Origin of the sequence: Novacetimonas hansenii JCM 7643 (assembly GCF_000964405.1) — a bacterium.
GTDB classification, from domain to species: domain Bacteria; phylum Pseudomonadota; class Alphaproteobacteria; order Acetobacterales; family Acetobacteraceae; genus Novacetimonas; species Novacetimonas hansenii.
The window spans coordinates 1-20,488 of the sequence record NZ_BANE01000182.1 but is presented as its reverse complement, the minus strand read 5'-3'; the positions used below and the strand labels follow the sequence as shown (position 1 = coordinate 20,488).

The following is a 20,488-nucleotide window of genomic DNA, read 5'->3' as shown; positions in this document are numbered from 1 at the left end:
TGTCCTATTCCTTCATATTCATGTCGGACATTGCGGACTGCTGCATGTGCAGCATCTTGCCGGTGCTCTTATCCATGACCATGCCGTTGTTGTACTTGGCAACGATATCGTCAAACAGAGTTGCATCGACATGCGAGAAGTACTCGACCGGGTTCGCCTCGCTCGGGGCGGCCAGCTTGGGATAGCTTGCGCTGTCCAGCTGCTCGGACGAAGCCTTCACCTTTTCCACCCACGCGCTGTACTGGTCCGCCGGCATTGCCAGCGCACGGAAACGCATGTCGGAGAAGCCGCGACCACTAAAGTTGGAGGATTCCCCCTGGAAATCGCCAGCTTCGTTCGCAATCAGGTGAAGCTGTGTCTGCATGCCCGCCATGGCATAGATCATGGTGCCAAGCTGCGGGATGAAGAACGAGTTCATCACGGAATCAGAGGTAATCCGGAAATCAACCGGCGTATTTACCGGCATCGCCATCTGGTTGACCGTGGCGATCCCTTCATCCGGATAGATAAAGAGCCACTTCCAGTCCAGAGCCACCACTTCGACATGGATCGGCTTGGTGTTCGCATCAGCCTCAAGCGGCTTGTACGGGTCCAACGAATGGCAGGTCTGGTAGGTCAGCACAGCCAGGAACAGAATGATCAGGCTGGGAACGGCCCAGATAATCACTTCGATCTTGTTGGAATGCGACCATTTCGGCAGGTACTCGGCCGAGGTATTGGACTGACGGTAATGCCAGGCAAATACCAGGGTCAGGATACACACCGGAATAACAACCAGCAGCATCGCAATGGTGGACGTCAGGATCAGGTTCTTTTCCTGAAGCCCGATCACACCCTTGGGGTTCAGCGTATCCCAGTCGCATCCTGCCAGGAGGGCTGCGGAGGACAAGCACATTAATTTCGATAATCTTGGCAAGATTTTTTTCTTCATCTCACGCCTCGTTGGTTTCGACATCACCCTATTTCGCTCACATCCTCGCTTCATCCACGGGCACTAACAACAACGGTCACGTTATACGCACGCCACGGGCCCTGCATCTGCATTCATGCAGGCAACAACGTCCCACAACAGCGACATCGCACCTTCGTCAACTCCCGAAAATCAAACATATGGTTTTTTTCGGTTTGCATCTGTCATGAGTTGGTTGCCGACCGGCTGACCATGATTTCGATCAATCCAGCCCATCAGATATCAATCCTGTTTTCTGTCAGGGCAGATCGGACCGGTAATCGCGATGCCGTCCTGTGTCTTGAAGCGTACCTTTTTCGTGCCGTATTCCCTTTCACATGTTTTCTCTATTCAAGGGTTATCCGACCTGAACCCCTTCATAAGCAAGCCTTCACATAATATTTCAATAGATTTCAATGTCGGGTAGATATATTTTTTTATCGCCTAAAAACAACGAATTAACTGTTTTTCTTGTCCATCACACTCTTGTCAACTAACTGTTTCTTATAATGAATAAGTCTTATTTCGAACATCGTTTGTTCCGAAATGCCCTGAAATGTTCCCGTCACGTTCATGACTCTTCCATATCGGGGGCCATAACACGAAAAAAGCCCGCCACTTCCGTGACGGGCCCATGCCTGAGTCTTTCGCGCCCGGCATCCCCGCATACATAATCAGGGGGCGGACAATGATCGTGCGCAGGAACCTCAGTCGTTATTGTTGCTACGCACACCCATGAACTGCAACATGAACTGGAACAGGTTGATAAAGTTCAGATACAGCGCCAGCGCATCATAAACCGAACGACGGGCGGCCATCTCCGGCCCCTCATAGGCTGCGTACTGCTGATAGGTGAACTTGATGCGCTGCGTATCGAACATGGTCAGCCCGACAAACAGCAGGACACCAACAACGCTGTAGAGGAAATAAACGGCCGGGCTGTGCAGGAACATGTTCACGAGTCCGGCGATCACCAGCCCGAACAGCCCCATCATCAGGAACGACCCGAAACGGGTAAGGTCGGAACGTGTCGTATATCCCCAGATCGACATCGTGGCGAAGGTTGCCGCCGTGATGAAGAACACGCGGGTGATCGAAACCCCGGTGAACACCAGGAAGATATTGGCCAGGCTGCACCCCATCACGCCACAGAACAGCCAGAACAGCCCCTGCACCGCCTGCAACGACAGCCGGTTCACACCGAACGACATCACCAGCACGAATCCCAACGGAGCAATCATCGCCAGCATACCCAGCCCGGTGGGGCGCACGGCGTTGCCCGCCGGCGTTTCCACCACCTGATAGAACAGGGTCTGCAACGCGGCATTATGGGCGATCAGGTAAGCCACCAGACCTGTCAGCACCAGCCCCGAAGTCATCCAGTTATAAACGCGCAACATATAGGCGCGCAGTCCCATATCAATGGAACTGGCAGCACCATTTGCCGTGGGTCTGGCAAAAGTTCGCGAATCCGGGCCAAAAGCCATTTCAAGTTTCCTTCATCCACGTCATGCGAACGTGTCATCCCTGAATGTTGGGGCATCCTATAGAGGCTTCAAGAACGTTCGCGTGGCCAACACATTAAAAGATGGCAACACATGCCCCTTGTCCGGGCATGATAGCCGGTAAAGGTCACAGCGCCATAGATACGTACAGTAGTATATAGTACAACCTAGCATCATCTGGCCCGGGATGCGGGACAATAATCCCCCATGGCCCGATATGGCTGGCATTTCCATTCCACCTGACCTGATGGGGCCGCCTGATGAGACTTTTCATTGCCCTGGGGATTCCCCATCCACTTTCCACCCGGCTTGCAACACTGCGCGGCAGCCTGGCCGAGGTGAACTGGGTGCCCCCCGAAACCTACCACCTGACGCTGCGCTTCATCGGGGAGGTTACGGACCGCCATATGATGGAGGACATCCATCATGCATTGTCGGCCATCCATGCCCCTGCGTTCGACCTCCTTGCCGATGCGCCCGGCCTGTTTGAACGTCCCGGCGCACCGGCGACCCTGTGGATGGGAATCGTACGCAACGACTCCCTCCTCCATCTCCAGCGCAAGGTGGATACCGCGATGCGGCGTGTCGGGTTGGGTGAACGGCACCGACGGTTCGTTCCACATATTACCCTGGGGTCGATCCCCTACCCCGATGCGACCCGTCTGGCGACATGGCTGGGACGTCATGCGATGGTTGGGGGCGATGCGACCGCCATCCGCACCTTCTCCCTCTACAGGTCACTGCGGGGAAAGGAATCCCCCGCCTATGAAGTGCTTGAGGATTACGACCTGAGTCCCTGACGCAAAGTTGCATCACTTTCGAAACAGATGACCGCGCGATACCGCGTGGTCACATTTTATACGAATATATGAAATACGATATTGGCATATAAAGTTGCCGACACATGACATGCCACCTGCGACGAATATAAAAAATATCCTTTTAAAACAGTGAGATGTCAAAATATTACATACGGTTCATCTTGTATGAATCATTGCTTATGCGACAGCTTGTTCACAACTTAGTGAACTCGAACACTAAAATGTCAGAAGACGTATGTAATCCCGCCGGTATGTTCGGATGAAACGGACTACCTGCTTTTTCTCCCTGTCGAAGGCCGGTTTTTCAATCCCTTGGGGACGTGTAGTGACTGGGGCCGGATTTATGGCCCCGCTTCTGCCCCTGGATATGAAAAGCGCCCTCCGGCGGAAAGTTGCAGCGGCGGCGTCCCGAATTCGAAACCGTTAGTTTTCTGAGGACATCACATATGATTTCTGCCGTTTTCGGAAAAAGACGTTCTCTGAGCAGAACGCTTACAGCCGGAACGATATGTGCGGCTCTCGTCTCCGGCTACGCCAACATGGCATTTTCCGCTGATGAGGGTCAGGGCCAGACGGGCGAAGCGATCATCCATGCGGATGATCATCCCGGTAACTGGATGACCTATGGTCGCACATATTCTGAACAGCGTTACAGCCCGCTGGATCAGATCAACCGTTCCAATGTCGGAAACCTCAAGCTGGCCTGGTATCTGGATCTCGATACCAACCGTGGCCAGGAAGGCACGCCCCTGGTTGTTGATGGCGTCATGTATGCCACCACCAACTGGAGCATGATGAAGGCGATCGACGCCGCCACCGGCAAGCTGCTGTGGTCGTATGACCCGCGCGTGCCAGGCAACATCGCCGACAAGGGCTGCTGCGACACCGTCAACCGCGGTGCGGCGTACTGGAATGGCAAGGTCTATTTCGGCACGTTCGACGGTCGCCTGATCGCCCTGGACGCCAAGACCGGCAAGCTGGTCTGGAGCGTGAACACCATCCCCCCCGAAGCCGAACTCGGCAAGCAGCGTTCCTATACGGTTGATGGCGCTCCGCGCATCGCCAAGGGCCGCGTGATCATCGGTAACGGTGGTTCCGAATTCGGTGCCCGTGGCTTTGTCACCGCGTTCGACGCGGAAACCGGCAAGGTTGACTGGCGCTTCTTTACGGTTCCCAACCCCAAGAACGAGCCCGATCACGCAGCATCCGACAGCGTGCTGATGAACAAGGCCTACCAGACCTGGAGCCCGACCGGCGCCTGGACCCGTCAGGGCGGCGGCGGCACCGTATGGGATTCCATCGTCTATGATCCCGTGACCGACCTGGTCTACCTTGGCGTGGGTAACGGCTCTCCTTGGAACTACAAGTACCGTTCCGAAGGCAAGGGCGACAACCTGTTCCTGGGCAGCATCGTCGCGCTGAAGCCTGAAACCGGCGAATATGTCTGGCATTTCCAGGAAACGCCGATGGACCAGTGGGACTTCACCTCGGTTCAGCAGATCATGACGCTTGACCTGCCGATCAATGGTGAAACCCGCCATGTCATCGTGCATGCGCCGAAGAATGGCTTCTTCTACATCATCGACGCCAAGACCGGCGAGTTCATCTCCGGCAAGAACTACGTCTATGTGAACTGGGCCAGCGGCCTTGATCCGAAGACGGGTCGTCCGATCTATAACCCCGACGCGCTGTATACGCTTACGGGCAAGGACTGGTACGGCATTCCGGGCGATCTGGGCGGACACAACTTCGCAGCGATGGCCTTCAGCCCCAAGACGGGCCTGGTCTATATCCCGGCGCAGCAGGTTCCGTTCCTGTACACCAACCAGAAGGGCGGCTTCCTGGCCCATCCCGACAGTTGGAACCTTGGCCTTGACATGAACAAGGTCGGTATCCCCGACTCTCCCGAAGCGAAGGCTGCCTTCGTCAAGGATCTGAAGGGCTATATCCTGGCATGGGACCCGCAGAAGCAGGCCGAAGCGTGGCGCGTTGACCACAAGGGCCCGTGGAACGGTGGTATCCTGGCGACTGGTGGCGATCTGCTGTTCCAGGGGCTGGCGAATGGTGAATTCCATGCGTATGACGCCACGAACGGCACGGACCTGTTCCACTTTGCAGCGGATAGCGGCATCATCGCACCGCCTGTGACCTACCTTGCCAAGGGCAAGCAGTATGTTGCGGTTGAAGTGGGCTGGGGCGGCATCTATCCGTTCTTCCTTGGTGGCCTTGCGCGCACCAGCGGCTGGACGGTCAACCACTCCCACGTGATTGCATTCTCGCTCGACGGCAAGGGTGGTCCGCTGCCGAAGCAGAACGACCAGGGCTTCGTGCCAGTCAAGCCGCCTGAGAAGTTCGATGCAAGCCGCACCGATAACGGCTACTTCCAGTTCCAGACCTATTGCGCGGCCTGCCATGGCGATAACGCCGAAGGTGGTGGTGTGCTGCCTGATCTGCGCTGGTCCGGTTCCATCCGCCACACCGATGCGTTCTACAATGTTGTTGGTCGCGGTGCGCTGACCGCATACGGCATGGATCGCTTTGACGGCAACATGAACCCGAACGAGATCGAGGATATTCGCCAGTTCCTGATCAAGCGTGCGAATGAAACCTACCAGCGGGAAGTTGATGCGCGGAAGAACGCAGCCGGTATCCCCGAGCAGCTGCCGTAAACCCGCTTTTTTTAATTTTTCGCATCAACGCGACGCATGATGGTGAACATAATGATCAACAGGCTTAAGGTGACTTTCGGCGCGGCAGCGCTTAGTCTGCTGGCTGGCACGGCATTGGCGCAGACGCCCGATGCCGAGCTGGTCCAGAAAGGGGCATATGTCGCAAGGCTGGGTGACTGCGTGGCATGTCACACGGCCCTGCATGGAACGGCGTATGCCGGCGGGCTTGAAATCAAGAGCCCGATCGGGACGATTTATTCGACCAACATCACCCCCGATCCCACATATGGTATCGGCCGCTACACCTACGAGGAATTTGACGAAGCCGTTCGTCATGGCATCCGCAAGGATGGTTCCACGCTGTATCCGGCGATGCCCTATCCTTCCTTCTCCCGCATGACGAAGGACGATACCCGCGCGCTGTATGCATATTTCATGCATGGCGTGCAGCCGGTGGCGCAGCCGGACAAGCAGCCCGAGATTTCGTGGCCGATGTCCATGCGCTGGCCGCTGTCGATCTGGCGTATGATGTTCTCCCCCTCGCCCAAGGATTTCACGCCGGCCCCCGGTACGGATCCCGAGGTTGCACGGGGCGAATATCTTGTGACGGGTGCCGGGCATTGCGGTGCGTGTCATACCCCGCGTGGCTTTGCCATGCAGGAAAAGGCGCTGGATGCGTCGGGTGGTCCCGACTTCCTGTCCGGTGGCGCACCGATCGACAACTGGGTCGCCCCCAGCCTGCGCAACGACCCGAACGTGGGTCTGGGCCGCTGGTCTGAGGATGACATCTATCTGTTCCTGAAGTCCGGTCGTATCGACCATTCGGCCGTCTTTGGCGGAATGGGCGATGTCGTGGCATGGAGCACGCAGTACTTCACCGATGACGACCTGCATGCCATCGCCAAATACCTGAAGAGCCTGCCGCCGGTTCCACCGTCACAGGCCCCCTACAGCTATGACGCGACCACGGCGAACACGCTGGCTTCGGGCAACATTTCCAGCATCCCGGGCGCAGATACCTACGTCAAGGAATGCGCCATCTGTCACCGTAACGATGGTGGTGGCGTGCCGCGTATGTTCCCGCCGCTGGCTGGGAACCCGGTTGTCGTGACCGACGACCCGACGTCGCTGGTGAACGTGATCACGCATGGTGGCGTCCTGCCGCCGAGCAACTGGGCACCGTCCGCCGTGGCGATGCCGGGCTACAGCAAGTCGCTGTCGGCACAGCAGATCGCGGACGTCGTCAACTTCATCCGCACCAGCTGGGGCAACAAGGCGCAGGGCACCGTCACTGCCGCCGACGTTACCAAGCTGCGCGATACGGGGGCTCCGGTCTCCAGCGCAGGCTGGAACTCCACCAGCAGCGGATGGCTTGTCTTCCAGCCGCAGCCTTACGGCCATGGCTGGACGTTTGCGCCGCAGACGCACACGGGTGTGGACAACGCACAGTAAAACTGATCGGCCCCATACCGATCATGACTACCAGGGACCGCCGCAGACCATGTCTGCGGCGGTTTTCTTATGCGTGCTGATCGTCCACACTGCACCGACACAGATCACCATGAAGATGGGAGGCCCCATGCAACGCATTGTCGTCCTGACGGGCGCCGGGATCAGCCAGGAGTCCGGTCTTCAGACCTTTCGCGGCGAAGACGGATTGTGGAATCATGAACGGATTGCCGATATCTGCACACCCGAAGGGTTCACGCGTGACCCCATGCGGGTGGATCGATTCTATAATGGTTTGCGGGCCGGGCTGGCTGATGTGCAGCCAAATGCGGCCCACAGGGCCCTTGCCCATATGGAGGAATGCGCCGCCACCGGCAGGTGGGACGGCGAAATCCTGATCGTCACACAAAATATCGACGACCTGCATGAACGCGCGGGCAGCCGGGATGTCGTGCATATGCATGGGGAACTGATGCGGGTACGCTGCACCGCCTGCGGGGCCACCCCATCATGGCATGCCGACTGCCTGCCACAGACGCCCTGCCCGGCCTGCCATCGGCCCCAATTACGGCCCGATATCGTCTGGTTCGGGGAAATCCCCTATCACATGGACCGGATCGCGGCGGCGTTGCAGGCATGTGACCTGTTCGTGGCCATCGGCACGTCGGGCGTGGTCTATCCTGCCGCAGGATTTGTGCAGCAGGCCAGCCCCCATGCCGACACCATGGAATTCAATCTTCAGCCTTCTGCGGGGACGGACCTGTTCGATCAAACGGTGCTTGGCCCCGCCACAAAAACGGTGTCACGATGGGTGCGCGACGTGACCGGAACATGACAGAACATATGACACCCCCCACGGATGCCGGGGCGCTGGAACGTCTGGTAACGGAAATCCGGGCCTGCACCACCTGTGCCAACGTCCTGCCATTGGGGCCACGCCCCATCCTGCACGTCTCCCCAACCGCGCGCATCCTGATCGCAAGCCAGGCGCCCGGCACCCGTGTTCATGAAACGGGACAGTCCTTTAACGATGCATCTGGCGACCGGTTACGGGGATGGCTGGGCATTGATCGGGCGACCTTTTACGACTCAGCACGCATCGCCATCATGCCCATGGGCATGTGCTATCCCGGCCGCCTGCCAAAGGGGGGCGATTGCCCGCCACGTCGCGAATGCGCCCCCTTATGGCGTGAGCGGGTACTGGCCCTGATGCCCGATATCCGCCTGACGCTGCTGGTCGGATCCTATGCGCAGAACCATGTTCTGGGGCCGGGCAAGGTAGAAGATCGCGTGCGCCATTACCGTGATTACCTGCCCCGTTTTTTTCCCCTTCCACATCCTTCGTGGCGGACAGGCGCGTGGGAACGCCGCAGCCCATGGTTTGGCACGGATGTCCTGCCTGCCCTGCGCAGGGAGGTGCATGCGTTCCTGTAAGGGCGACAATCTGAAAATGAACAAGGGTCTGGCAACAGAGATCATGGTTGCACGCGACCATTTCCCCTGTGGGGATCAGTGCATCAGTTGCACGATGTTATGCGCCATTGAGAGGACCACGCCCTGCACGCCTGAAATCAGGATCTGTACCCCGATCGACAGCAGGATCAATGCCACAAGGCGCGAGACAATACGCGTCCCGGTTGTCCCCAGCAGGCCCATCAACTGCTCGGCATAGGCGTAGGCAACCCAGATGATGCATGCAACGGCCAGGGCCGCAGCGGACAGGATGCCATAGAACATGACCGTGCTGACACCTGCCGAGCCTTCGGAACTCAGCGCGATGGCCACAGCAATGGTGCCCGGCCCGACGGTAAAGGGCATCGTCAGCGGAAAGAACGCCAGTTCCATGCCATTCGAACGCGCGGCACTCAGCCCGCCCTGACTGGCCTGCGCCTGCTTGCGTGCTTCTTCGGTTTCTGGGGCCTGTAACAACGCCCATGCCCGCACCGCCACCACCAGGCCACCCGCAATGCGCAACGCATTGATCGTAATGCCGAAGAAGGACAGGATTGTCCCCCCCATCCAGATGGAAGCAATCATCAGCATGGCGGAATAGAATGCCACGGTCCGCGCCAGCGCCAGACATTCCGCCCGGCTGCGCCCGTCCGTGACCTGCGCGAAAATCAGCGCCGCCCCCAACGGGTTGACGATGGAAAACAGCGCCGGGAACGCCATCAGGAACGCCCCGGATGCACTGGTCAAGCCGATAGGAACGCTCAGATGGCTCAGGACATCATGGGAAACGGCCACGCTTCATGCCTTCTTTCGGCTTGCACTGGTTGTCAACACGCCAGGCAGACTTTGCCTGCACTTATCCCCGGGGGAGAAGGAACGAAATGGATTCCTTTGCGCAGACAGGGCTTATCCGCTGATACATGCCATATCTACCCCTAGTTATGCATGAGCGATTGCAGCAGACGCGCATCATTCGGGCGTGCGCACAGGTAGAAAGTCTCCATTCCCGGAGAATGGGCCTTCTGCGCCGAAACCGGCAATGGCCAGGCCGTCAGTCCCAAATCGTTATAAACCGGCAGGAACATCGCCCCCACACACCAAAAGGCGGGCTGGCGCCCCTCCTGCACCGCCAGGTCGCGCAACCACCATATGGCGGAGACGCAATCTTCTGCATTGCCTGCGGGATCGCCCAGCCCGATCAGGAATGTCCCGCGCCGCACGAACGGCAGCAACGCCTGCCCCCGCGCGCCGACGATCAGGCCCGATGGCCGCCACGCCGCGCCCACCGCGTCGATCGCATGGTCCAGCATGTGATAACGGGCCTGACCCTGCGCATCCCATGGGACAATGGCAATACGTCCCGGCCGGATCAGGCGCATGATCATCAACAATCCCAACATGACCGCCAGCCCCATTGTCCAGCGCCCAACCCCGGACGAAGACGCGAACAGCATGATTTCCCACCAGCTTCCGCCCAGCGCGTCATGCGGCCCGGCACAGGCCAGCACGACCACGCATGCGATCAGCAGCAGCAGTGACATGACCGTGGGAAAGGACAAAGGCTCACTCAGCACGCGGGCATGACGGTAATAGGAATTGCGAAACGGTGCGATCAGGATCGCAACCAGCGCCATCAGGGCCGGGATCAGCAGTGGCGACCCCCGTAACAGCGTCAATCCCGCCGCCGCCGCCAGCAGGCCCAGCGTGACCTTCCATGCCAACGTCACGCGCTGTGACAGGCCAATGGCCAGCCCGATCAGCGCAACGCCAATCAGCGACAGCAGGTAATCCCCCGCCATGCCGAACAGCGTATGCAGCCACCCGGCGGCATTGTCCCATGTTTCGGGATCAAGGATCGTCAGCGCGATCAGCACCCCGCCACACAGCGAGACCGCCCCGGTAGCCACGGCGACGGAAAAATCTGCCTCGCTCTCCCGGATAACGACACTTGGGCGTGTGGTACGCGGCCCGCGCGCGGGGCTGTCGCCACCGGCCTTGCGCGACAGCAGCACCGCATCGCCACGCAGGAACAGTTCGTGCCCCGCAAACATCACACCAGCAAGGAACAGCGGAATGATATAGTAGAACAGGCGAAAAATCAGGATGGCGGTAATGATGCGCGGTTCAGGCATATACCCCCCCAGCGCCAGCATCATTGCCCCGTCAAAGACACCCAGCCCCCCGGGGACACTGGCCACCAGCCCCGCCGTATAGGACGCGATATAGATCGCAAGGAAAACGCCATAACCCAGCCCCGGCGCATCGGGAAGGAAGATGTAGGCAATGCCCGCCGTCGCCGCCACCTCGGCCGCGGAAACCACCGTCTGCGCCACCGCCATGGCAGAGGATGGAAACGTAATGGTCCACCGCCACAACGTGACCTCGTTCAGGCATCGGCCCAGCAGGATATACCCCCCCACGCCCCCCCACAGCAGCAGGCCCACCGCCTCCAGCAGCAGATGGGGCACGTGGGCGCCCACCACCGGCACCATTTCCGGTTCCCACAGCAGGACACCACCGATCAGGACCGCCGCCCCCAGTAAATAAGTCGCGGAGCAGAACGCAATGATCTGCGCGACCTCCAGCGGGCGCAGGCCCCAGTTGCCATACAGGCGGAACCTTACGGCAGCCCCCGAAATGGCTGAAAAGCCAAGGTTGTGCGACAGGACATACGAACAGAATGCGGCAAAGGCGGTGCGCCGGAACGGCATCGTGCGCCCGATCTGGCGCACCGCCAGCCAGTCGTAGAACGACAGCACGACATAGGACAGGACGGTCATGCCCGCCCCAGTCCACAGGGTCGCCGCCGGAATCCCCACCAGCGCGTGACGGATATCAGCCCAGTGCAGGTGGCGCATTTCACGCTGCACCACGATGATTGCGGCGACCATCAGCACCAGCCCCATGGCATGGGGAAGGTGCCGCACCCATTTGCGCCAGCCCGTTACCTCTTTTCCTTCAGCACAGGGGCATGGCCTGGGCGGATGTGACGGGGGAAAGCCCGGCGTCACGGAAAATATGGTCCCATGGGACGCGATACCCCCGGCATGCCTACGATTGGGCGGCCTGCGGCACGCTGCGGGTCAGGGCGGCCTCGATCAGGGCGACGGTTTCGCCGCCACCGTAAAGTGCGATGAAAATCCCGAAACGCGGCCCTTCCTTCTGTCCAAGAAGCACTTCGTAAAGGCAGCCGAACCAGCTCCGCAGCGGCTCGAACCCATGGCGCTTGCCGATTTCGAACACCAGGTTCTGGTAATCGTCGGGCGTGGCGGTGGCCGCATCCATCCCGCGCAGGGCTTCCGCCAGATCCGACAGGGCAGCGCGTTCCTTGCCTTCAGGCGCGCGGTACTGCTTCGTCGGCCGGACGAAATCCGCGTAATAGACGATGGCGTGATCCACCAGCCGGGCCAGCATGGGATCGCGCGCGGGCGTGGCGTCGGCATCGTAACGCTGGATGAACTTCCACAACACATCCGGCGTTTCGGCATTGGCCACGCTGGCGAGGTTGAGCAGCATGCCGAACGTGATCGGGCTGCCTGCATCATCGGGGACATGACCGGCATGGATGAACCAGGCCGGGTTGGTCCACAGGGCCGGGTCCTGCGCCTGCTGCGCCGTGCGGGCGCGCGTGACGTTGGCGAGGTATTCGTCCGTCGCCTTGGGGATCACATCAAAAAACAGCCTCTTCGCACGCTGCGGGGCGTTGAACATATACTGCCCCAGGCTTTCGGGCGGGGCATAGCGCAACCATTCCTCCACCGAGATGCCATTGCCCTTGGACTTGGAAATCTTCTGCCCGTTTTCATCAAGGAACAGTTCATAGGTCAGGCCCGCCGGCGCGCGACCGCCAAGGATGCGGCAGATCCTGCCCGACAGGCGCACACTGTCGATCAGGTCCTTGCCTGACATTTCGTAATCAACACCCAGCGCATACCACCGCATGGCCCAGTCGGCCTTCCACTGCATCTTGGCATGGCCACCCGTGACGGGGGTCTCGAACGTCTCCCCTTCCTCATCGGTCCAGCGCACGGTGCCTGCGACCGGGTCGATCGCATCCATGCGCACCTGCATCACCTGCCCGGTGCGCGGATGGATCGGCAGGACGGGGGAATAGGTGGCGCGCCGTTCCGCACCCAGCGTGGGGGCGATGACGGCCACGATCTCGTCATGCACCTCCAGCACACGCTTCAGCGCGGCATCGAAACGCCCGCCTTCGTAATAGGTGGTGGAGGAGGCGAATTCGTAATCGAAACCAAAACTGTCGAGGAAGGCCTGAAGCCGTGCATTATTATGGGCCGCAAAGGATTCATGCGTCCCGAACGGATCGGGCACACGCGACAGCGGCTTGCCGATGAACTGACGCAGCATGTCCTGATTGGGGACGTTGTCGGGCACCTTGCGCAGGGCGTCCATATCATCGGAAAACGCCAGCAGGCGCGTCGGCTTTCCGGTGATGGCGGTAAAGGCCTGGCGAACCCACGATGTGCGCGCGACCTCGCCAAACGTGCCGATATGCGGCAGCCCCGACGGCCCGTAGCCCGTTTCCAGCAGGACGGGGCGATCGGCGCTGACGGGCCTGTCACCGACATGGGACGCAAGTTTTGCGGCTTCCTCGAAAGGCCATGCCTTGGGCAGCGGAGAGGAGGGAATGCGATACTGTTCTGACATGGGGCCAAAAGCTATGAATTGCGGAAGGGCGGGTCAATCGTCACCTTACACCATAATCCGCGCCAAAGATAACTTCCGTTACACGCAACAGGCGACATCCGCACGCATGTGCCCTATATGTTCACGATCATGACAGCCATCCCGTCCCTGCCGGATACCGCGCCTGCCCTGATTGTCCGACACGACACCTGTTCCGTCCTGACACCCGACGGCGAGATCTTGTCGCTGTCGCATGAGGACGTGCGGCGCGAACTCCGGCATTGGCCCGCCCCGGTGGTCATCCATGCCCCCGCCACCGCGCGCAGGCTCGACCTGCCGCCCCCGGGACAGCCCACACCATGGCTGGACCTGCTGGAACTGTTCGCCTTCGCCATGCCTGCACGAACGGTCCCGCCCACGGTGCGCGGACTGGCACGTGCCCTCGATTTCCCGCGCGCCCAGGTCGAGGGGGCAGAAGCAGACCTGCTGATGGACATGGCGGCCGAACTGCTCGAACGCATCGCACGCCAACATGATGGCCCCCATGGCCCGATGATGGCGGCACTGGCGTTCAAGATGCGCCAGATGGGATGGGCCTGGGGCGACAGCGTGTGCCACGCCCTGCATGTCGGCGCGACCTTTCCCCCCGAACCGCTCCAGCCCAATGACGCCATCCGGGTATGGCGCACCCTGCCAAAGTGGGAGGATACAGCCCCACGGCCGCCACCCGGCCCGCATCCCGTCACCCCGGCGGAGGCCCGCGCACGACTGGGCGAAATCCTCGGCCCCAACGCGCGAACCCGTGCGGGACAGGCCGATTTCGCCGATGTCGCCACCGCCGCCTTTGCCCCGCGTGCGCAGCGCGGCGCACCGCACATGGTCCTGGCAGAGGCAGGGACCGGCACGGGCAAGACGCTGGGCTATATCGCGCCATCAAGCGTATGGGCCAGGCGTAACGACGCGGCGGTGTGGATCAGCACCTATACGCGCCACCTGCAACGCCAGATCGAATCGGAACTGGCGCGGCTGTATCCCGAACCCGCCGTGCGCCGCGAACATGTGGTGATCCGCAAGGGACGGGAAAATTACCTGTGCCTCCTCAACATGGAAGAATCGGTCAATATCGCCCTGTCGCGCGGCCCCAAGGCGGCAGGGGCGATGATCGGACTGTGCCTGATCGCGCGCTGGGCAATGCAAAGCGCGGATGGCGACATCGCGGGTGGCGACCTGCCCGGATGGTTTGGCGACCTGTTCGGGCGTGGCCTGCTGGCGGGGATCGCGGACCGGCGGGGGGAGTGCATCCACGGCGCATGCCCGCATTACCAGCGCTGCTTTGTCGAACATTCCATCCGCCGCGCCCGCACGGCCGACCTGGTGATCGCAAACCATGCCCTCGTCATGTCACAGGCGGCATGGCATGCCCTCGACGGGGCCGGCACCAGCAACGAGGACAATATCCCCACGCGTTATGTCTTTGACGAGGGGCACCACCTGATGGATGCCGCCGACAGCGCGTTTTCCACCGAACTGTCCGGGCTGGAGGCCGCCGAACTGCGCCGTTGGCTGCTGGGCGCCGAAGGGGCGCGATCACGTGCGCGCGGGCTGAAGCGGCGGCTCGATGACCTCGTGGTCGGCATGCCCCAGCTTGAGACCCCGCTTGATGCCGCCCTGATGGCCGCCCATGCCCTGCCCGCCCCCGGCTGGTCCGCCCGCCTGGCCGAGTCCGATACGCAGCCGCCTGACGACGATCCCCAGCCCGAATCACCGGCCCTGCCACCGCAGGCCGCCATGCCCGAAAGGATTGAAGAACCGGTCCTGTCGAACCCGACCGAAGCCCTGCTGCTGCTATTGCGCAGGCAGGCGCTGGCACGCACGCATGGCGGCCCAGCCTCCCCCCGGCGTGGCGCGGTGGAATGTGACCTTCATCCCGTGCCCGAACCCCTTGTCGAGGCCGCGCGCACGCTGGCACGGGCGCTTGAACGGCTGATTACCCCCCTGCGCACGCTGGTCAGCCGACTTGGGGAGCGGCTGGAGGATGATTCGGATACGCTGGACAGCGGGTCACGCGAACGGATCGAGGCCGCAATCCGCGCCATCCGCAAACGCGCGCTGGCACGGCTTGATGGCTGGGCCGCGATGCTGGGGGCGGTGGGCACGGAACATGCCACCGAACCGGGACAGGTGCCGCAATATATCGACTTCATCCGCCTTGACCGACGTGAAGGCCAAAAACCTGGCGAGCGTGACGTGGGGCTTTATCGCCACTGGCTGGACCCCACCATTCCCTTTTCCGCCGTGCTGGCCGCCCCGGCGCATGGGCTGCTGGTGACATCGGCCACCCTGCGTGATGAAAACGACACCACGAACCACGAAGAGGCCGAACGCGCGTGGGAGGCGGCGGAAGCGCGTTCGGGGGCGGCACACCTGCCCATGCCCGCGCTGCGCGCCTCACTGGCCAGTCCGTTCGATTACCGGGCACAGAGCCGCGCCTTCATCATCACCGATGTGGCCCATGACGATCCGGCCTCGCTGGCGGGGGCATACCGCACCCTGTTCGAGGCTTCGGGGGGTGGGGGGCTGGGGCTATTCACGGCGATATCACGATTGCGCGACGTTCATGCGCGCCTGGCTGGGCCGCTGGAAATGGCGGGGTTGCCGCTTTATGCGCAACATGTGGACCCGATGGATAACGCGACGCTGGTGGATATTTTCCGCAGCGAACACAATTCATGCCTGCTGGGGACAGACGCCATGCGTGACGGCGTGGATGTGCCCGGACAGGCCCTGCGTCTGGTTGTCTTTGAACGCGTGCCATGGCCGCGTCCCGATATCCTGCATCGTGAACGACGCATCCATCTGTCGGGTGGGGCGCCATCGCGATATGATGACCGCATCGCGCGCCTGCGCCTGCGTCAGGCCTTTGGTCGCCTGATCCGTAGCGAAACGGATCGTGGAGTCTTTGTCCTGCTGGACCGGCGCACCCCGTCGCGCCTTCTTTCCGCGTTCCCGCCAGGGGTCGCGGTCCACCGCATGGGACTGGCCCATGCGGCGCGAGAGATCACACGGTTCCTTCAAACCGGTGACGGGACGTCAGACACCCCGCCAGCGCCGTGATCCTTCGGCAAGCCCGCGAAGGCTTACAGCGGCTTGAGGTTGCTTGCCGCTGCCTTGCCGCGTTCCATCGTGATGTCGTAGCTGACAGCCTGATTCTCATCGAGGCCACGCAGGCCCGCCGCCTGCACTGCGGTGATGTGCACGAACACGTCCTTGCCACCATCGTCAGGCATAATGAATCCAAAACCCTTGGTCGCGTTGAACCACTTAACTTTTCCGGTTGCCATAGCCGATATACTCTCCTGCGCCTCTTTGCCGGTCCCAATACCGGGAATTCGGGCTCTCGCCTTTACGGTCATGAAAAAAACAGGGCATCCGGAAAAAACACCCAGTCGGATTTCACGTCGTTCGTGCTGTCTATAGGGGCAGCATGAATAGCTGCCCCTTGTCAAATCGCATCTCTAAAAAAAATGCCCCCGGACATAAAAAAAGGGGGAAGACGGACATGCCGCCTTCCCCCTCTTTCGCGTTTCCGCAGGGTCTGGGAAACGGGGCGGGCGATCCCGGCCGGAAACCGCCCTGCCCCCTTTCCGGGGTGGAATGGATCAGAAATCCATGCCGCCCATGCCACCCATGCCGCCCATTCCGCCTTCCGGCATCGCGGGGGCCTTCTTTTCCGGACGCTCCGCCACCATCGCTTCGGTGGTGATCAGCAGGCCCGCAACCGACGCTGCATCCTGCAGGGCGGTACGAACGACCTTCATCGGGTCGATGATGCCAGCCGCGACGAGGTCCTTGTAGGTACCTTCCTGCGCATCGAAACCATATGCATAGGTTTCGTTTTCCAGCACCTTGCCAGCGATGACCGCACCGTCTTCGCCTGCATTGTGGGCGATCTGGCGCAGCGGGGCCTGCAGGGCCTTGCGGATGATGTCCGCACCGACGCGCTGGTCCTCGTTGTGGAAATGCAGGTGAGCCAGCGTCGTGGACGCACGCGCCAGCGCCGTACCACCACCGGGAACGATGCCTTCTTCAACCGCGGCGCGGGTCGCATGCAGCGCGTCATCGACGCGATCCTTGCGTTCCTTCACCTCGACCTCGGTCGAACCACCGACGCGGATCACGGCAACACCACCGGCCAGCTTCGCCAGGCGTTCCTGCAGCTTTTCACGGTCGTAATCGGACGTGGTTTCCTCGATCTGCGCACGGATCTGGCTGCAACGGCCCTTGATGGCCTCGCCTTCGCCCGCACCCTCGACGATCGTGGTGTTTTCCTTGTCGATATGCACCTTCTTGGCGGTGCCCAGCATGTTCAGCGTGACGCTTTCGAGCTTGATGCCCAGGTCTTCGCTGATGACCTGGCCACCGGTCAGGATCGCGATATCCTCAAGCATCGCCTTGCGGCGATCACCAAAGCCCGGTGCCTTCACCGCAGCAATCTTCAGGCCGCCACGCAGCTTGTTGACCACCAGGGTCGCCAGCGCCTCGCCATCGACGTCTTCGGCGATGATCAGCAGCGGACGGCCCGACTGCACCACGGCCTCAAGCAGCGGCAGCATCGGCTGCAGCGACGACAGCTTCTTTTCGTGGATCAGGATATAGGGGCTGTCCAGATCGACAGTCATCTTCTCCGCGTTCGTCACGAAATACGGGGAGATGTAGCCGCGATCGAACTGCATGCCCTCGACAACGTCGAGTTCGGTGTGCAGGCCCTTCGCTTCCTCGACGGTGATCACGCCCTCGCTGCCGACCTTCTGCATGGCCTGCGAGATCATTTCGCCGATTTCCTTTTCGCCATTGGCGGAAATCGTGCCGACCTGCGCCGTTTCGGCAGGCGTCGTGATCTTCTTGGTGTTCTTCTTCAGTTCCTCGACAACCGCACCGACGGCCTTGTCGATACCGCGCTTGAGGTCCATCGGGTTCATGCCGGCGGCAACGGCCTTGGCGCCTTCGCGCACGATCGCCTGCGCCAGGACGGTCGCGGTGGTCGTGCCGTCACCGGCAATGTCGTTGGTCTTGCTGGCGACTTCGCGCACCATCTGCGCGCCCATGTTCTCGAACTTGTCAGCCAGTTCGATTTCCTTGGCGACCGAAACACCGTCCTTGGTGATGCGCGGTGCGCCAAAGCTCTTGTCGAGGACGACGTTACGTCCCTTCGGACCCAGTGTTACCTTGACCGCATCGGCCAGGATATCCACGCCACGCAGCATGCGCCGACGTGCTTCATCGCCGAACTTTACGTCCTTGGCAGCCATTTCAGTTTCTCCAGTCAGGAAAGGTTATGTAATCGGATCAGGTTCAGGCGTACGACGCTCAGGCAACAACGCCCATGATGTCGCTTTCCTTCATGATCAGCAGCTCTTCGCCGTCGATCGTGACTTCGGTGCCGGACCATTTGCCGAACAGCACGCGGTCACCAGCCTTGACGTCCAGGGCGACAATCTGGCCCTGTTCGTTGCGGGCGCCCGCTCCGACCGAGATAACCTCGCCTTCCATCGGCTTTTCCTTGGCGGTCTCGGGGATGATGATCCCACCGGCTGTCTTTTCCTCACCCTTGAGGCGACGGACAACCACGCGGTCATGCAGGGGACGAAATTTCGTCATTGGATGGATCGCTCCATAATCTAAAAAAGGTAACGCCCTTGAATTAAGCAACGCCACCGGTTTGGCGCGCGCGCCAGGCCGCATCGCGTTAGCACTCCCCTCATGAGAGTGCTAAAGAGCAGATAGGAAGACCTCTTTTAGGTGTCAAGGGAAGCACCAAGATTCCTGGCCAACTTTCCCCAACACCTGCGGGGATCACCAGAAAAAGGCGGGAAATCCACAAATATATCATTATATATCAATGAATTATAAAAATACCCATCCTCCTGCACATCGTTGTCCCTGGCCCGCACGGACTGCATGCGTCCCCTGCGCCACCGCGCCCCGGCCCGAGTCCCGGATACACCGCCATCACACCCCCGGCACTGCCGGTGTCAGGCAAAGGCATGGATGTGATATAGGTCCTGCATTCACCAATGGCCGCATGGGGCCGTTCCATCGCGCATGACCAATCAATTATGGGGGAGACATATATGGGATCGATCATCACCCTTACCGCCACGGACGGGCACACACTGTCCGCCTATCGCGCGGGGCGGCCAGATGCGGCGCGCGCCGTCGTCGTGGTGCAGGAGATCTTTGGCATCACCCCGTATATCCGCGCGGTCTGCGATGAACTGGCGACCAAAGGATATCAGGTCATTGCCCCCGCGATCTTCGATCGTGCGCAGCGCGACGCCATCCTGCCCTATTCCGCCGATGGGATGAAGGAAGGGCTGGCGCTGCGGGCGCGGGTACCACTTGCGGGCACGCTGCTTGACCTTGCCGCCGCCGCCGATGCGCTGACAACGGAAAAGAAGGGCGTCATGGGGTTCTGCTGGGGCGGCACACTGGCATGGGAGGCGGCATGCCGCACCACCACATTCGCCGCGGCGGTGGGATGGTATGGGGGCGGTATCGCGGCGGAACGCGCACGGGTTCCAAACTGTCCCGTGCAACTGCATTTCGGGGCCGATGATGCCCATATCCCTGCCGGGGACATCGACGCCATCCGCGCAGCGCACGAAGACATCGAGATTTTTGTCTATGAAGGTGCGGACCACGGGTTCGGCTGCACCGACCGCAGCAGCTACAACGAAACGGCGGCCACGCTGGCGATGCAACGCACCCTCAGCTTCTTTGAACACTGGCTGTAGGCGCAATACCCTGCGGGGGGCATGCGACCGGGATGCCGCGACTGCGGCTTGGCAGCCCCCTTGATTTAAGGAAGTGGAAAAGATTTTTTGAGAGACTGTTTGAAAGTTATATTTGATAACCTACTGAAATTATAAATGTTTTTTGTGAAGCTTTTTCTAAAAAGCTTCAGAAGACGCCGCCTTTTTAAAAAAAGGCGGCACC

At 60.7% G+C, this 20,488-nt stretch carries 15 protein-coding genes; 7 read left to right on the top strand and 8 right to left on the bottom strand.

Annotated elements, in window-relative coordinates:
* Window positions 1-4: 4 nt before the first annotated feature.
* Together cyoA and B7G66_RS12455 are read right to left on the bottom strand one after the other, a co-directional pair.
* Entirely contained in the window at window positions 5-931 is a 927-nt protein-coding gene (gene cyoA / locus B7G66_RS12460) for a ubiquinol oxidase subunit II (RefSeq protein WP_167613949.1), read from the bottom strand.
* Window positions 932-1,656: 725 nt separating this feature from the next.
* On the bottom strand, window positions 1,657-2,436 hold the full coding sequence (locus B7G66_RS12455; RefSeq protein ID WP_003618218.1) for a Bax inhibitor-1/YccA family protein: 780 nt from the start codon (window positions 2,434-2,436) through the stop codon (window positions 1,657-1,659).
* Between the two features lie 278 nt (window positions 2,437-2,714).
* Between B7G66_RS12455 and thpR the strand changes: the two genes are divergently transcribed.
* The 5 genes from thpR to B7G66_RS12430 all read left to right on the top strand — a co-directional run bounded on the left by thpR (window position 2,715) and on the right by B7G66_RS12430 (window position 8,827).
* Entirely contained in the window at window positions 2,715-3,254 is a 540-nt protein-coding gene (thpR, locus tag B7G66_RS12450; protein ID WP_003618216.1) for an RNA 2',3'-cyclic phosphodiesterase, read from the top strand.
* A 467-nt stretch (window positions 3,255-3,721) separates the two neighbouring features.
* On the top strand, window positions 3,722-5,944 hold the full coding sequence (locus B7G66_RS12445; protein ID WP_040510494.1) for a PQQ-dependent dehydrogenase, methanol/ethanol family: 2,223 nt from the start codon (window positions 3,722-3,724) through the stop codon (window positions 5,942-5,944).
* A 51-nt stretch (window positions 5,945-5,995) separates the two neighbouring features.
* On the top strand, window positions 5,996-7,396 hold the full coding sequence (locus tag B7G66_RS12440; RefSeq protein ID WP_003618213.1) for a c-type cytochrome: 1,401 nt from the start codon (window positions 5,996-5,998) through the stop codon (window positions 7,394-7,396).
* A 127-nt stretch (window positions 7,397-7,523) separates the two neighbouring features.
* Window positions 7,524-8,228 (top strand): NAD-dependent deacylase, encoded by a 705-nt coding sequence (locus tag B7G66_RS12435; protein ID WP_040511639.1) that lies wholly within the window; start codon window positions 7,524-7,526, stop codon window positions 8,226-8,228.
* Between the two features lie 8 nt (window positions 8,229-8,236).
* Window positions 8,237-8,827: a uracil-DNA glycosylase family protein gene (locus B7G66_RS12430; protein WP_003618209.1), complete on the top strand. Its 591-nt coding sequence runs from the start codon at window positions 8,237-8,239 to the stop codon at window positions 8,825-8,827.
* 75 nt (window positions 8,828-8,902) lie between these two features.
* Here the strand turns inward: B7G66_RS12430 and B7G66_RS12425 are convergent, their stop codons facing one another.
* The 3 genes from B7G66_RS12425 to B7G66_RS12415 all read right to left on the bottom strand — a co-directional run bounded on the left by B7G66_RS12425 (window position 8,903) and on the right by B7G66_RS12415 (window position 13,513).
* Window positions 8,903-9,565: a MarC family protein gene (locus tag B7G66_RS12425; RefSeq protein ID WP_080545507.1), complete on the bottom strand. Its 663-nt coding sequence runs from the start codon at window positions 9,563-9,565 to the stop codon at window positions 8,903-8,905.
* A 215-nt stretch (window positions 9,566-9,780) separates the two neighbouring features.
* Window positions 9,781-11,751 (bottom strand): lysylphosphatidylglycerol synthase domain-containing protein, encoded by a 1,971-nt coding sequence (locus tag B7G66_RS12420; protein ID WP_003618206.1) that lies wholly within the window; start codon window positions 11,749-11,751, stop codon window positions 9,781-9,783.
* 145 nt (window positions 11,752-11,896) lie between these two features.
* Window positions 11,897-13,513, bottom strand: coding sequence for a lysine--tRNA ligase (locus B7G66_RS12415; protein WP_003618205.1), 1,617 nt, complete (start codon window positions 13,511-13,513; stop codon window positions 11,897-11,899).
* Between the two features lie 129 nt (window positions 13,514-13,642).
* Here B7G66_RS12415 and B7G66_RS12410 point away from each other — a divergent pair, with 129 nt between their 5' ends.
* Window positions 13,643-16,606 (top strand): ATP-dependent DNA helicase, encoded by a 2,964-nt coding sequence (locus B7G66_RS12410; protein WP_040511634.1) that lies wholly within the window; start codon window positions 13,643-13,645, stop codon window positions 16,604-16,606.
* 23 nt (window positions 16,607-16,629) lie between these two features.
* On the opposite strand, the gene B7G66_RS12405 is transcribed toward B7G66_RS12410, so the two are convergent.
* The 3 genes from B7G66_RS12405 to B7G66_RS12395 all read right to left on the bottom strand — a co-directional run bounded on the left by B7G66_RS12405 (window position 16,630) and on the right by B7G66_RS12395 (window position 19,150).
* Window positions 16,630-16,833, bottom strand: coding sequence for a cold-shock protein (locus tag B7G66_RS12405; protein WP_003618203.1), 204 nt, complete (start codon window positions 16,831-16,833; stop codon window positions 16,630-16,632).
* A 318-nt stretch (window positions 16,834-17,151) separates the two neighbouring features.
* Window positions 17,152-18,801, bottom strand: a complete 1,650-nt coding sequence (groL, locus tag B7G66_RS12400; RefSeq protein WP_003618202.1) for a chaperonin GroEL — start codon at window positions 18,799-18,801, stop codon at window positions 17,152-17,154.
* Window positions 18,802-18,859: 58 nt separating this feature from the next.
* On the bottom strand, window positions 18,860-19,150 hold the full coding sequence (locus tag B7G66_RS12395) for a co-chaperone GroES (RefSeq protein WP_003618201.1): 291 nt from the start codon (window positions 19,148-19,150) through the stop codon (window positions 18,860-18,862).
* A 473-nt stretch (window positions 19,151-19,623) separates the two neighbouring features.
* On the opposite strand from B7G66_RS12395, the gene B7G66_RS12390 reads away from it, so the two are divergent.
* Window positions 19,624-20,286: a dienelactone hydrolase family protein gene (locus B7G66_RS12390; RefSeq protein WP_040511632.1), complete on the top strand. Its 663-nt coding sequence runs from the start codon at window positions 19,624-19,626 to the stop codon at window positions 20,284-20,286.
* The last annotated feature ends 202 nt before the right edge of the window (window positions 20,287-20,488 follow it).

Coding starts and splice junctions, on each gene's coding strand:
- cyoA (WP_167613949.1), bottom strand. CDS start 931: ATGAAGAAAAAAATCTTGCCAAGATTATCGAAATTAATGTGCTTGTCC.
- B7G66_RS12455 (WP_003618218.1), bottom strand. CDS start 2,436: ATGGCTTTTGGCCCGGATTCGCGAACTTTTGCCAGACCCACGGCAAAT.
- thpR (WP_003618216.1), top strand. CDS start 2,715: ATGAGACTTTTCATTGCCCTGGGGATTCCCCATCCACTTTCCACCCGG.
- B7G66_RS12445 (WP_040510494.1), top strand. CDS start 3,722: ATGATTTCTGCCGTTTTCGGAAAAAGACGTTCTCTGAGCAGAACGCTT.
- B7G66_RS12440 (WP_003618213.1), top strand. CDS start 5,996: ATGATCAACAGGCTTAAGGTGACTTTCGGCGCGGCAGCGCTTAGTCTG.
- B7G66_RS12435 (WP_040511639.1), top strand. CDS start 7,524: ATGCAACGCATTGTCGTCCTGACGGGCGCCGGGATCAGCCAGGAGTCC.
- B7G66_RS12430 (WP_003618209.1), top strand. CDS start 8,237: ATGACACCCCCCACGGATGCCGGGGCGCTGGAACGTCTGGTAACGGAA.
- B7G66_RS12425 (WP_080545507.1), bottom strand. CDS start 9,565: ATGGCGTTCCCGGCGCTGTTTTCCATCGTCAACCCGTTGGGGGCGGCG.
- B7G66_RS12420 (WP_003618206.1), bottom strand. CDS start 11,751: ATGGGGCTGGTGCTGATGGTCGCCGCAATCATCGTGGTGCAGCGTGAA.
- B7G66_RS12415 (WP_003618205.1), bottom strand. CDS start 13,513: ATGTCAGAACAGTATCGCATTCCCTCCTCTCCGCTGCCCAAGGCATGG.
- B7G66_RS12410 (WP_040511634.1), top strand. CDS start 13,643: ATGACAGCCATCCCGTCCCTGCCGGATACCGCGCCTGCCCTGATTGTC.
- B7G66_RS12405 (WP_003618203.1), bottom strand. CDS start 16,833: ATGGCAACCGGAAAAGTTAAGTGGTTCAACGCGACCAAGGGTTTTGGA.
- groL (WP_003618202.1), bottom strand. CDS start 18,801: ATGGCTGCCAAGGACGTAAAGTTCGGCGATGAAGCACGTCGGCGCATG.
- B7G66_RS12395 (WP_003618201.1), bottom strand. CDS start 19,150: ATGACGAAATTTCGTCCCCTGCATGACCGCGTGGTTGTCCGTCGCCTC.
- B7G66_RS12390 (WP_040511632.1), top strand. CDS start 19,624: ATGGGATCGATCATCACCCTTACCGCCACGGACGGGCACACACTGTCC.